This window comes from Enterobacter cloacae complex sp. ECL411 (genome assembly GCF_021869665.1).
Taxonomy (GTDB): Bacteria; Pseudomonadota; Gammaproteobacteria; order Enterobacterales; family Enterobacteriaceae; genus Enterobacter; species Enterobacter intestinihominis.
In genome coordinates this window covers 2,115,525-2,129,231 of record NZ_CP091486.1, presented here as the reverse complement: position 1 = coordinate 2,129,231, position 13,707 = coordinate 2,115,525, and the positions used below count along the sequence as shown (strand labels likewise).

Here is a 13,707-nt window from a genome sequence, read left to right as displayed (position 1 = left end):
GTAGATGCTCTACAATAATTCATAGAACTTATTGATTTCAATGAATTTTGAAAAATTGTAAGATAATTTTAAACATGCTAACGTGGTTCCAAAATCACTGGAGAAAGTCTTATGAAACTCGCGGTATATAGCACAAAGCAGTACGACAAAAAGTATCTGCAACATGTTAACGAGACGTACGGTTTCGATCTTGAATTTTTCGACTTTCTGCTGACTGAAAAGACGGCTAAAACCGCCCACGGCTGCGAAGGCGTGTGTATCTTCGTTAACGATGACGGTAGCCGACCGGTACTGGAAGAGTTAAAAAAACAGGGCGTGAAATATATTGCCCTGCGCTGCGCGGGCTTTAACAACGTCGATCTCGATGCCGCCAAAGAGCTGGGTCTGAAGGTTGTTCGCGTTCCGGCCTATTCTCCGGAAGCCGTGGCAGAACATGCCGTCGGGATGATGATGTCGCTCAACCGTCGTATTCACCGTGCCTATCAGCGTACCCGTGATGCCAACTTCTCTCTTGAAGGGCTGACTGGCTTTACCATGTACGGTAAAACCGCAGGCGTGATCGGTACCGGCAAAATTGGTGTGGCCGCCCTACGCATCCTGAAAGGATTTGGCATGCGCCTGCTGGCGTTTGATCCGTACCCAAGCGCCGCTGCGCTGGAGCTGGGCGTGGAGTATGTCGATCTGAAAACGCTCTTCTCGCAGTCTGATGTTATCTCCCTGCACTGCCCGTTGACCCCGGAAAACTATCACCTGCTTAACCAGTCGGCGTTCGACCAGATGAAAGACGGCGTGATGATCATTAATACCAGCCGCGGCGGACTGATCGACTCTCTGGCCGCTATCGAAGCGTTGAAAACGCAAAAAATCGGCGCGTTGGGTATGGACGTGTATGAGAACGAACGCGATCTGTTCTTTGAGGATAAATCTAACGACGTGATTCAGGACGACGTGTTCCGTCGCCTGTCGGCCTGCCACAACGTGTTGTTCACCGGCCACCAGGCGTTTCTGACCGCCGAAGCGCTGATCAGTATTTCGGAAACCACGCTGGGGAATTTACAGCAGCTTGAAAAGGGCGAAGCGTGCCCTAACGCGATCGTTTAAGACCGTCAGGCCGGGTGGCGGTAACCTCTGCCCGGCCAATAATAAGCCCATCAGAAAAATAAGCACAGGTTAACTATTAAGATGGCTAACGTTCATCGTAAATATAACAATCAAGGATATGACTGTTCCGGTGTGACCATATCAGAATGAGGCTCTGCTGAAGGCTGCGTGATTTGCTGCACTATCGTAACCAGTTGTTCAAAAACAGCTCTCATTTGCGTCGGGTAGGTTAAAGACAACCAGGTTGCCAGCACTGCTCCAGCCAAAAAGCCCAACTTCATACACCATCCCTAATAAATTTAGCGAGATACAAGCTTTAACGTATGTGTGGTGCCGGGTGCCTCCCGGTGAGTCGTTGGTCAGCCACCTTGACCCGCTACTGATTGCCTAAGCTACACGTGCTGTTTAGCCCCTCCGCACAGGGGGATTCACCACGCGAGAAAAATAACACAGTGCCCCGGCTGGTTTAGGGGATATTTCGTTTAAAAATAAATAATGACCATACAAAATTAATCTATAACTGTTTTCAGGAACCCTTCTACACTTTAAGCGGATATATCAGTAATAAGATTAATATAAGTCAGTTTTATTACATCCCTAAATGCTGGGCTATTTACTTAGCCTTCACACATGTTGCCATTAGCAGAGGAGTCTGAAATATGGCATTCGTAACAACGAAAGATGGTGTCAGTATTTATTACAAAGACTGGGGTCCGAAGGATGCGCAGCCGATCGTTTTCCATCACGGCTGGCCGCTGAGCGCCGATGACTGGGATAACCAGATGCTCTTTTTCCTTGCAGAAGGTTTCCGCGTCATCGCCCTCGACCGTCGTGGTCATGGTCGTTCCGATCAGGTGAGTGAAGGTCATGATATGGATCATTATGCCTCCGACGCATCAGCCGTGGTCGAAAGCCTTGATTTGCGTAATGCCGTGCACGTCGGCCACTCCACCGGCGGAGGCCAGGTCGCCAGATACGTTGCGAAGTACGGCCAGCCTCAGGGGCGGGTGGCCAAAGCGGTACTGGTCAGCGCCGTTCCTCCGCTGATGGTAAAATCAGACACGAACCCCGGCGGTACGCCCATTGAGGTGTTCGACGGCTTCCGCCAGGCGCTGGCCGCTAACCGCGCCCAGTTTTACCTCGACGTCGCCAGCGGTCCTTTCTATGGATTTAACCGAGACGGAGCAGAGGTTTCGCAGGGAACAATCCAGAACTGGTGGCGTCAGGGTATGATCGGTAGCGCCAAAGCCCACTATGATGGCATTAAGGCATTTTCAGAAACCGACCAGACGGACGATCTCAAAGCCATCACGGTTCCCGTCCTGGTGTTGCAGGGTGATGACGATCAGGTCGTCCCGTATAAAAATGCCTCCCTTCTTCAGGATAAGCTGCTCGCAAACAGCGAGCTTAAAATCTATCCAGGCTTCCCGCATGGGATGCATACCACGCATGCAGATACCATAAATGCCGATATCCTGACGTTTATTCGCTCATAAAGACGTCGATTATCCATAAAACAACCGGGCACCACGCCCGGTTCTCTTTTGCGGCAAGAATTGAGCGACCATTTCAGGAAGAAACGCTTACAGGAGTTTGATTTTTACTTCATACCCCTCCAGACCTGTCATGGCCTCACGAGCGATAAACTCAATTTCAGATACTTCCTGCCCTGTTTTTTTTCGTAATTCTGCAATTTTTTTGGCTATAAGCGCTGAAATTTCTTCCTCTGCCTTTTGCGTCATTGCGTCAACTTTCATATTTACCTCTTGCGGCCGTTTACTGTTTCCAGTATCTAACTGGTTTTAACCATAACCCTATGTAAAGCGTAGACTATCTGCGTTACGTATGCTGCCTTCACCTTGAGATGAGGGGCAGATGGGGCCATTGCATTTAAATATGCATTTAGATTGCATTATTTGAATAAGCTGTTATTGTGCCAACGCCTTAGAGCACATAAACATAAGAAAAGATTTGACTCAAACTCGCCCCGCACCAGGGGCATTTTTTTTGCTCTCTATAAGCAAAAAACCCGCCATGAGCGGGTTTCTGCGTTATTCGGAAAGATTATTTGAAGACTTCTGCTACGGCCTGGAAGTTAGGGCCATGCTCTCGAGCAGCGATGATGACATAGTATTTCCCGCCCTTCTCATCTGCCAGTTTCGAGAGTTTTTGATGAAGATCTGAAGGTGAAGAAATTTGTCCACCTGAAGCCCCTACAGATACATTGCCCAGGTATTCAAGTTTGAAGTGGTGCGCTTCATCTTTGGAAATCATATCTGCCGCAGATGCGCCAAAGCTTGCAACTGTTAAAGCCAATACACTCCCTAATAGTGCTTTTTTCATATCATTCCTCCTGTTAATAAATCTATCTATTTAACATTAGCATCAAATATGGGAATGATCCGTGCCAATGTCGTAGAGAGACTGAGCGATAAGCGTCGCCTTATTGAGCATTATTACCTGCCCTCTCTGACGCAACCTGCGATTACAGCAGGTTCATCTACTATACTGACCTGTGCAGTTAGCATTTATCTGCCCGGTTGCGCGTAAGGTAACCGAAACTTACCTGTACCATGACCATCAGGAGAACAATATGCACACGAGTAAAACCCTGAAAAGGCTGCTAGCCGTATCAGCAGTTGCAGCAATGTTCAGCACCGTTGGCGTACAAGCCCAGACGACAAGCGCCGCGCAAACTAACGCTGCGGGCCAGGCTCAACCGGACGCCAGACTCAGCTCCGGCGACGAGAAAGCGTTGAAGGACATGGCGCAGGCCAATATCAACGAAGTCGCCGCCGCCAGGCTCGCCCTGGACAAGGCCCAGACCAGTGAAGTGAAAACATTCGCCCAGAAAATGGTCGACGACCACGGTGCCGCCCTGACCAAAGTGCAGGCCGTTGCCCAGAAAAAGGGCGTAGAGCTGCCGACCGAGCCAGACGCCGCCCATAAAGCCCTGAACTCAAGGCTTGAAAACCAGCGCGGTGACGCTTTTGACAAAATGTATATGGAATATGCTGGCGTGAAGGACCACGAGAAGGTGCTGTCGAAGCTTAAGAGCGACGCCAGTAAAATCGACGATCCGGATGTGAAGGCTTTGGCCAACGAGCACACGCCGGTCGTTGAGCAGCATCTGAAGTCCGCCGAGCAGATGTCAACGCGAGCTGGCACATCAGCCGATAAATAAGTGCGTCGGTGAAACGACTACTGCAAAATAAAGTGGGGCCCGCAGGCCCCACGCTTATTTCACCTTCCTGATGAATTATTCCGGCAACGCGTAGACAACCACCTGATCGCCTACCTGATCCTTCAGGATCGTGTTCCCGCCAGCCACGAAGGCCACATACTGCCGACCCTTATATTCATACACGGACGGGTTCGCTACCGCTGGAGCTTCTGCCTGATCGGACCACAGCTCTTCACCGCTCTCTACCGAGTAGGCACGCACTTTGGCATCCATTGAAGCACCGATGAAGATCACGCCACCCGCCGTCACTGCCGGGCCACCAATGGTAGGCGAACCCCAGCTTTCCGGCATGAAGAAGCCATACTGCTGTGAGGCGCCAACCGGACGACGCCATTTCACATCGCCCGTGTGCATGTCTATCGCCACGATTTCGCCAAATGGCGGCTGCCAGCACGGCATGCCCAGCCAGTTGCTCGCCACCAGCAGACGCATACCGTACGGGGCGCCTTCCTGTGGGGCAAAGCCGCTTTCGTTGCCGGAGTCTTTGTCCGCGTTATCGTAATCCTCACGGCTGTAGAGCTTCACGTACTGAACGATATGCGAGGTGTTGACGATGGCGATCTGTTTTTGCGGATCGAACGCCACCCCGCCCCACTGCACGCCGCCGGCGCTATCGGGATAGGTGAGCGTGCCTTCGCCTTTGGTGGTAGGCGGAGTATACATTCCCTCATAGGTCAGGTTATCCCACAGGCGAGAGCACTGGCCGCCACCGACGATATCCGCCAGCTTCCAGATTTCCGGCTTTTTCGACTGGTCGAGCAGCGGAGTAGGTTTGGTCGGGAACGGCTGTGTAGGCGAGAGAACTTCGCCCTGGACCGAACCATCCCCCTGCGGAACCGGACGCTCTTCGATTGGCCATACGTCCTCCCCGGTCAGGCGGTTAACCACAAACAGGAAGCCCTGCTTGGTGGCCTGAACCAGCGCCGGGATCTGCTTGCCGTCTACGGTGATATCCATCAGCGTCGGGGCAGAGTTGATGTCGTAATCCCAGACGTCGTGGTGTACCCACTGACGGGACCAGACCACTTTACCGGTGTTGATGTCCAGCGCGGTGGTGGAGGTGCCAAGCGGAATTGCGTCGACGCGGTTGCCGCCCCAATAGTTGGGAGACGGCGATGAGACCGGGAGATAGACCAGCCCATTGGCCTCATCGGCGGACATGTGCGTCCAGACGTTGGCGGTACCGGTACGCTTGCGGATCTCTGCCGGTATCGCCTCAAAGGTCCATTCAAGCTTGCCGGTCTGGGCGTTGACAGAAAATACGGTACCCGGAGGCGCTTCGGCATAGGCCCAGTCTTTCCCGGCCCAACCCACCAGCAGATGGTTGCCGACGACGGTTGGCGGTTGCAGGACAGAGAGCGGATACTTGGCGTTAACGGTGTTCCACTGGTTCAGATCCAGCACCCCGTTGTCCGCAAAGCCGCTGCACGGTTTGCCTGAATCGGCGTCCAGCGCAAAGAGCTTGCCGTCAACGGTGCCCATATAGACCATCTTCTGGCACGCCTCTCCCTTCACCGGATTTTTGGCCTGCCAATAGGAAACGCCGCGGTTTTTCAGCACCGGCTGGGTCAGTGCCTTGCGCGACGATTTGGTGTCATAGTGCCACTTCTCTTTACCCGTGCCCGGATCCAGCGCAATCAGGCGATCGAAAGGGGTACCGATGTAGAGCGTGTCGTTAGCGAAAATGGGCGTTGCGGACCACACGGTCGCTGGCGTATCACCTTTACCATCCGAGACGTCGCCGGTATGGAACTCCCAGACTTTCGTTAATTTACTGACGTTATCCGCCGTGATCTGGGTAAGCGGGCTGTATTTCTGCGCGTTAAGCTGGCCGTGGAAGCTGTCCCAGGTTGGTGTGCCGGGCACCAGCGGCGTCGCTGGCTGGCTGGCCGAGGCGACTTTCTTTCCGTCACCGCTACCGGTTGAGGCATCGTCTGTGGTTTTTGTGGTTCCAGGCGCCTGCTGATCGGCCGCATCAATATTCAGTGATTCCTGGGTCCCCTGAGAGGCCTCAGCGGCTTTATCCTGCGCCTGCAGCGCGAACGGGGTGACCAGCAGCGCCAGCGCCGTCATGCTGACTTTTATGAAGGGATAATGCTTATCGTTATGCACGGGCGGCTCCTCAGGTTCTGACGGAATGGTTGTAACGGGCGGAATGGCTGCTCAGCATAATCAGACCAATCAGGCCGACCACCATGGCTGCCGTTATGATGTACTGGTGCAGCAGCGCGGCGGCAAAACCAATACCCGCCAACACCACCAGGGTGACAATAATCAGGAAAACACGCGCCCCGCGCCCCGATGCCGCACGTAACACAAAGATCAGTATCGCCAGCACCGCGCTGGCAATGGCCACGCCCAGTGCGCCAATGGTGCCTGTGACGCCGGTAAGCGGCGTCCACCAGGCGTATAGCGCCACCGCGAAGCCTATAACCGCGGCCAATAGCAGCAAAATAGTGCCGACGCGCGAAGATTGAGAATGCAACATACCAGGAATCCCCCTCTAAAAAATGCAAAATGGACCAACATTAAGGCGTTTTCGTGGATATATGTCCCTGCTGTTCGCGCGTGCAATGGCTATTAAAACAACGCGACGTGAAAAACGGCGGCATATTTCCCTAAACGTAACTGAGTATAGAAGAGGATTTTTTAAAGGGGCGTTTATCCGGCGAGTACCCTTCCTCACGTTGAGCCCATAAGGCAGTGTGTTTCGCTAAAAACGCACGGGCGAGGTTTATTGTCTGCTTTGAGCGAGGGACAAACGCTGGGGTGTAAAAAAAAATCGCCAGATGGGGTAGTAAAGGCTAGATTTAATTCAGGCATAACTGGTATGACCACATAAATAAGGCTCTATGAATGCGTTCAGTCATAATACCCGTCAATGAAGGTGGATTTCTGGCAGCCACAATTTGGGAAAGAAGCGATGCCAAAGCGATAGTGCTCCTTCATCCGGCAACGGCGGTTGTACAGGGGTTTTATAAGGGATTCGCAGAATATCTTTTTAACAGAGGATTCAACGTCCTCACATACGATTATCGCGGCACCGGCCTCTCTAAATCCGGGCTGGTCCGTACTTACCGCGTTTCTATGTCTGACTGGATCGACCAGGACGTCGGATGTATAACCGCCTGGGCTAAAGCACATTTTCCAGGGCTTAGCCTGTTGGCGGTAGGACACAGTGTGGGCGGGCATGCCGTTCTGCTTTCAACAGCCACCCACGCCCTGCAAGCTGCGGTCATTGTAGCCTCACATGCCGGGGTGACGAGCACCATCAAACGCACCACTGAAAAGGTGCGTGTCTGGTGCGTATTGCGTGTTCTGGCTCCGATTCTGTGCCGTATCTTCGGTTACATGCCTGCCAGGCGCCTGGGGCTGGGTGAAGATTTACCGGCACCAGTCATGCTTCAATGGGGGCGCTGGAGCGCAATGCCTGGATATTTTTACGATGATCCACACTGGAATGCACGCCAACGGGCAAGTGAGATCACCCTACCCGTGCTGGTAATGGGATTTGATGACGATCCCTGGGCTAACCGTGAAGCTATTGCGCGGCTGATGGAGCCGGTGCAACAAGCAAAAATAGAACGCTGCGAGATACGGCACGCAGAGTTTGGTCTTTCGTCCATTGGGCATATGGGATTTTTTCGTACGCGATGTGCGGAGAAATTATGGCCCGTCGTCGGTCAATGGCTGGAGAGTCAGTGCCCGGATTGAACGACGCGTGAACATGACCTTTCTGAGTATTCAACATATTAAAACCTGCCGGCATAAAAATTTGGAAATTTAACGGAAATGGTTAAGCTTCTTAGACACATGCTTAAGGGATAGTCAGGAAATGATTGTTAACTGTATGGTCTACCGTTCAGGCCACCCCGCCGAAACCGTAGATATTGAGGATATCAGTGAAGTCATCCAGGATACCGATGCGTTTATCTGGCTGGGGCTTTGGCAGCCTGAACCTGCGTTTATGTACAAAGTCCAGGAGGAGTTCGGTCTGCACGATCTGGCCGTTGAGGATGCGCTTAATGCACATCAGCGGCCTAAAATAGAGCGTTATGGCAGCTCGGCATTTATCGTTGTAAAAACCGTCAGTGGACAGGACGACAATATTGAGTTTGGCGAAACGCATTTGTTTGTGGGCCGAAACTTCCTTATTACGGTGCGCCATGGTGCTTCAGTGAGCTATGCACCTATACGCGCCCGTGCTGCTGAGGCCCCGGACATGCTTTCGTACGGTCCGGCTTATCCTCTTTACTGTATTCTGGATTTTATTGTTGACAGTTATGCAGAGCTGACTGCGCGCCTCAACACCAAAATTGGTGATATAGAAGCGACACTTTTTCACAGTGAATTTGACCGTGAAGCTATTCAGGACGTGTATTCCCTCCGCCGTAATCTACTCGGGCTTCGCAACGCCGCTCAGCCAGTAGAAGAAATCTGTACAGAGCTTATTCGCATTCATGAAGAACTTATTCCAAAACCCCTCAGGGCGTATTTCAGAGATATTCAGGATCACGCAAGCCATGTAGTAACGGATGTAAATGACATGCGTGAGCTGCTAAGCAGCGCGATGCACGTTAACCTGGCACTGGTTTCAGTGCAGCAAAACGAAGTCGTGAAGAAACTGGCCGGTTGGGGGGCCATCCTCGTGATCCCGACGGTAGTCTTTAGCATGTATGGTATGAACTTCGAACATATGCCGGAACTGAAGACGCTCTTCGGCTATCCGGCTACGGTCGCTGTCACGCTGGGAGCCTGTGTATTACTGTGGCTTCGGCTCAAACGCTCTCGCTGGCTTTGATTGATAAGCGATCTGATAGTTTTTGGTGTCGTGAAGTACAGTAAAGCCTCACGCTTATGTCGATTATGCCACGACACCATACCCTATCCGTTATTTCCCCTGCATATGTCGGTACATTCCTGTTCACCGGGACCCGGTTTCTCAATCCGGGATCGCCCGCTCCACCGTTTATAAAATCCTGAAAAACGAGGCTATCACAGGGCAAGGTCACTCGTTATTCTAAATTATCAAACCACATCGATAATTATTATATTTGTTTATGATTCATTGAGCTCAGATGTGAATTTATATTGACGGACGTAAACATTATTTTTTCACACAAGGATGGTTAATATGAAAAGGGTTTTTATGACGGCTGCATTAACGGGTTTATTTGTCAGTAATAATCCGTATGCAGGAGAAAGCTATCTGGTCTATAACCCACATAATATTGCGGTATTTGAAGTGCGTTTCTTTAATGTTGGCGACGGCCCCTTTATGCCGGACTGGCCGAATGCGTCTGAGTCAACCTGGGATCTTGGCCAGCAACAAAAAGAAAAAATACTCGATGCTATGCGTTACTGGGCTGAGGTTATTACCCCCAGCCCAGGGCAACTGCCTGCCATTATCAATGTGGGGACGTTTAACGACGAGAATGCCGCAGGTTCCAGCGATTCAGTTACCGACGGCATTATAAGTCTGACGCAGTTGCAAGGCGCATTGAACGGTATTGATACCGGAGAGCTGACCTTTGGCTCCCACGCCCAGTTCATCATGGGCAAACTGGATTTTGATAACGTTCCCTATGTGCCCGCGCAATTGCCGCGCACTGGAAAGGCCGATCTGGTCAGCGTCGCTGTTCATGAGCTGGCACATGGACTGGGAATATCCAATATGGTTACCGATCTGCAAGGAAGTGGCACATTCACGCCTGCTTTTGATACCGTGCCTTTTGGCTCCTGGACCAGCCATCTGCGCGATGACCGTGGCAATCCTGCCCGGCCAGGGCAAGTAATATTGTGTAATGGATGCAATAACAGATGGGATCCACAAGGCTTTGATGTACGGCTTGATAAAGGCTATTTCACCGGCAGGCATGTGGATGAAGTCCTTGCAGGCGCCATGCCTGGCGTGCCGGTGAAAATGTTAGCAGACGACGGCTCGGTCGATGATAACTACATGAGCCATATCGAGCTGAAAAACAGCATGATGAGCCATCAGAACTACCGCAATTACACCACGTTTATGGAAGCGGAACTGGCGTTGCTGCAGGATATGGGATATCAGATTGACCGGCGTAACTTTTTCGGTTTTTCGCTATATGGCAACGGGCAAACGCTCGTTAACCGCAATGGCTATTTTCAGCGTAATCAGCAGGCGGATGGCTATCTGGCTGGTCAATACAATACCGCTAATCTGGGAGTTGGCCTGCATGTGTATGGCAGTAATAACCATATCTTTCAACAAGCGGACCTGTTGACGTCAGGGGCTGGCGGCGCGGGCATCCGTATAGATGGGCAAAATAACACCCTGAGCATCGATCCCGGTGTACGGATATACGCCGATGGCGTTAATGGCCGTGGGGTGATGTTTGCCTACGGTAAACAGCACAGCCTTATTCAACGTGGCGACGTTCAGGCACTGGGAGCCAGTGGCGTCGGTATCAGTTTTGATTTTGGCAATAACCTCCTGGGTAACGAGGTGGACTATCGTGGATCCTGGCTTCATATCGTGGACGGCTATTACGATGCGTTATTACCCGAGTTGCAGGGAGCGCTGGTAGACAATGCCGACATCAGCGGACGGGTTGCCGGTAAAGGCGCGGCGATTTATATATCACCGAACGCGCTGGTCGGTAATATAAATATATTAACGGGTGCCCGGCTGGAGGGTGATATTTATTCGGACTACGCCCAGCGGGATGACTATGGCCAACAGCGGTTAACGCTGCTTACCTTCGGTCGGAAGGCAAATGCGTACGGGCAAGCGACGGAAGCTGCCGATGCTGATTTCAGCTTTACGTACCGCGGAAACATTGAAGGTATCAATAATCTGGCACTGGACGCGCACGGAGGGAAAACCTCGCTTAACGGCGATTTCCAGATTTACAGCATGACTATCGCGCCAGGTGCCAGCCTGTCCGGCAACGCCAGCTATACGCTTAATGAGGAAGGCCGCTTTGTAAATAACGGGATCCTTGCGCCGGGTAATTCACTTGGGCAAATCAATATATCCGGTGCTTATCAACAGGGGAATACCGGGCAGTTGTTGTTGGAAGTCGACGGGCGCGGCAGGCATGATACTCTGCAAGTGGACGGTCACGCACAATTTGACGGTCAACTGACGTTTGCGCCGCAGCCGGACTGGTACGCAACAAACTGGCGTCTGAATACGCAAGATTTGCTAAAAACGGACGCTTCCGACGGCAATTTCAGTGCGGTGAACAGCGTGCTCCGTTCACCCACGCTAACGCTGCAAACAACGCCACAGGGAAAGAATGGCTGGCAGCTCTCAATGCTGCGCGCTTCAAACGCATACAGCCGGTATGCGCAGGACGCTAATGCGCGGCAGGTAGGGCAAGCGCTGGATAAAATTGTGGCGGAAGCTAAGTCGGATATACAACCGCTGTACCGTACTCTGGATTTCTCAGCCACTGATGGCGGGAGTATCAGCAATGCCTTGCCGCAACTTTCTGCGGGCGCCTACAGCGCCATGTTCGCAAGTTCCCTTCAGCGTGAACAGCAGATAGCGCGGATCGTTGGCGGGCCAAATCCTGTGGTTATGCCGAAGCAACTGACGGAAGGCGAATGGCGCAGCTTTGCCATACCCTTTGGCGGCGGCTTCTGGCAACAGCGTCAGGGTGACAGTGTAGGGTACGACGCCAGCAGTTATGGCATTGTATTCGGTGCTGAAAAACAAAACGATGAGAATCACAACTGGATTTATGGCTTTCATGGTGCGGTCAGCGGTCAGTCGGTGACGGTGAAATCACCAGAAACCGCAACCGGGAAAACCACTGCTTTCGATCTGGGTATTCATGCTCGTTACGGCGCTGAAAGGTCCGAAGGAATGTATTTATTCGGCACTGGCCGATTGGGTATTGAAGACAGCTGGCTGGACAGAAACATTAATGTAGAAACTTACGGAGCAAGCCACCATGCCACCTGGACCGGATTGTCAGGTTCTGTTACGGCCGGCGGAGGCTATCGATGGGCGCTGAATAATAATGTGAACGCCGGACCGGTAACGTCATTGAATTACACCACATTACATCGTCCCGACGTGAAGGAAAGCGGCAATGACGGCAGCCGACTGATGCTGGGTTCGCAGACCTTCGATTCTCTGAGATCAAGTATCGGGGTGAATGGTAACTGGAATGTACCCCTCGCTTCAGGGGCATCGTTCGCAGCTGAGCTGCAGCTCAGCTGGGATCATGAACTGCTTGATGGCAACGTAGTGCAACAAGCCTCTTTCGCCAACTATCGAAGCACAGGGTTTAGTTCCAGGAATCAGGTGACTGGTCGTGACACTCTGGGTGTTAAGGCAGGTATGAGCTATAAAATCAACGCTGATGTCGAATTGGGCATCGGGGTTGAAAGCGAAATGTTTCGTTCTGGCTATGACTCGATTGCAGGTAATCTTTCAGCCACATGGCGTTTCTGATGCCTGAGGACGAGAAAATAATAGGACTGGCCCTATCCCCGGCGTTGCCGGGGTATTCCTGAAGGCTTTTGATATCAAAAATGGCTTGTGTCGCCCTGGCCATGCTCACCTGAACCTTTAACCCGCTTAAGCTGGATCTCTTCACCACGTTGCCAGGCATCCGCTCCCTTAGCAACTGGGTGCGCCACAATATCCTTACGTTCTTCTTTGATGGCTTGCGTGCTCACGTCAAAGCGTCGATCTCTGTCCGCCAGAAGTTTAGGGTCTAACTGCCCTTCCCCGGTAAAGCCCATCATCAGTGCCGGAATGCCGAGCGGCAGCTTTTTATCGCGGTCGGTGTGCCAGGTATGCCAGGTCTTGCCGTAGGTATTCACAATTTTGCTCATCAATGCTTTGTCAGCCACTGCAGGTAAACCTGGAGCAATCAGGCTGCCGGATTTCACTTCATATTGATGGCTGTGCCACAATTTTTTTTCTTCCGGCGGCAGTGTGTTAAACAAACGCTCACTAATGATGTACTCAACGCCCATTAAACGGGCATCTTTGGTGTTACCGTCGTAGATCACCGCCTGCATCACGTCTTCATTCAACACGGTTACATAATGATGGGCTTCCATCTGGCCATTTTTATCCCCGCTATAAAAATGGAAACCGTCAAGGTAGGCACTCATTGCATCAATGGGCGGACGGGACTGGATAAGCTGAGCACCGGCTTCAAGCGTGCTCGTCCCGACGGAGGTTTTTACACCCGGAAGAGGCGTATTTGAAGGGGTATTGTTCGCGCCACAACCCACTAACGTCAGGCTCGACAATAATAAAAGCGATAATGGTTTCATTGACCCTCCCTGTAAAAGTCACTTTACTGAAAGTAGTACATTCGCGCAGACACGCCAGGAGAGTTTTTATTAAACCATCCGGA

11 protein-coding genes are annotated in these 13,707 nt (G+C 51.9%); 6 read left to right on the top strand and 5 right to left on the bottom strand.

Annotation, left to right across the window (positions count from 1 at the left end; translation table 11 throughout):
• The first annotated feature begins 111 nt into the window (after positions 1-111).
• Entirely contained in the window at positions 112-1,101 is a 990-nt protein-coding gene (locus L3069_RS10265; protein WP_063136012.1) for a 2-hydroxyacid dehydrogenase, read from the top strand.
• A 659-nt stretch (positions 1,102-1,760) separates the two neighbouring features.
• On the top strand, positions 1,761-2,597 hold the full coding sequence (locus L3069_RS10260) for an alpha/beta fold hydrolase (protein WP_022648007.1): 837 nt from the start codon (positions 1,761-1,763) through the stop codon (positions 2,595-2,597).
• Between the two features lie 87 nt (positions 2,598-2,684).
• Here the strand turns inward: L3069_RS10260 and L3069_RS10255 are convergent, their stop codons facing one another.
• A complete protein-coding gene (locus L3069_RS10255; RefSeq protein WP_022648006.1) occupies positions 2,685-2,858 on the bottom strand; it encodes a GnsA/GnsB family addiction module toxin in 174 nt (57 codons plus the stop codon).
• Between the two features lie 307 nt (positions 2,859-3,165).
• On the bottom strand, positions 3,166-3,444 hold the full coding sequence (locus tag L3069_RS10250; protein ID WP_003857380.1) for a DUF1471 domain-containing protein: 279 nt from the start codon (positions 3,442-3,444) through the stop codon (positions 3,166-3,168).
• A 250-nt stretch (positions 3,445-3,694) separates the two neighbouring features.
• Here L3069_RS10250 and L3069_RS10245 point away from each other — a divergent pair, with 250 nt between their 5' ends.
• On the top strand, positions 3,695-4,285 hold the full coding sequence (locus L3069_RS10245) for a DUF4142 domain-containing protein (RefSeq protein ID WP_032624324.1): 591 nt from the start codon (positions 3,695-3,697) through the stop codon (positions 4,283-4,285).
• Positions 4,286-4,360: 75 nt separating this feature from the next.
• Here L3069_RS10245 and L3069_RS10240 read toward each other — a convergent pair whose 3' ends face one another.
• Both L3069_RS10240 and L3069_RS10235 read right to left on the bottom strand, forming a co-directional pair.
• Entirely contained in the window at positions 4,361-6,457 is a 2,097-nt protein-coding gene (locus L3069_RS10240; protein ID WP_038415998.1) for a pyrroloquinoline quinone-dependent dehydrogenase, read from the bottom strand.
• A 10-nt stretch (positions 6,458-6,467) separates the two neighbouring features.
• A complete protein-coding gene (locus L3069_RS10235; RefSeq protein WP_023300020.1) occupies positions 6,468-6,833 on the bottom strand; it encodes a hypothetical protein in 366 nt (121 codons plus the stop codon).
• A gap of 368 nt (positions 6,834-7,201) precedes the next feature.
• Between L3069_RS10235 and L3069_RS10230 the strand changes: the two genes are divergently transcribed.
• From L3069_RS10230 to L3069_RS10220, 3 genes are all read left to right on the top strand, one after another.
• A complete protein-coding gene (locus L3069_RS10230) occupies positions 7,202-8,059 on the top strand; it encodes an alpha/beta fold hydrolase (protein WP_038415997.1) in 858 nt (285 codons plus the stop codon).
• 121 nt (positions 8,060-8,180) lie between these two features.
• Positions 8,181-9,146, top strand: coding sequence for a magnesium and cobalt transport protein CorA (locus tag L3069_RS10225; RefSeq protein ID WP_022648001.1), 966 nt, complete (start codon positions 8,181-8,183; stop codon positions 9,144-9,146).
• A 333-nt stretch (positions 9,147-9,479) separates the two neighbouring features.
• Positions 9,480-12,788: an autotransporter domain-containing protein gene (locus L3069_RS10220; protein ID WP_038415996.1), complete on the top strand. Its 3,309-nt coding sequence runs from the start codon at positions 9,480-9,482 to the stop codon at positions 12,786-12,788.
• A gap of 74 nt (positions 12,789-12,862) precedes the next feature.
• Here L3069_RS10220 and L3069_RS10215 read toward each other — a convergent pair whose 3' ends face one another.
• Entirely contained in the window at positions 12,863-13,624 is a 762-nt protein-coding gene (locus L3069_RS10215; protein ID WP_038415995.1) for an OBAP family protein, read from the bottom strand.
• Positions 13,625-13,707 lie beyond the last annotated feature (83 nt).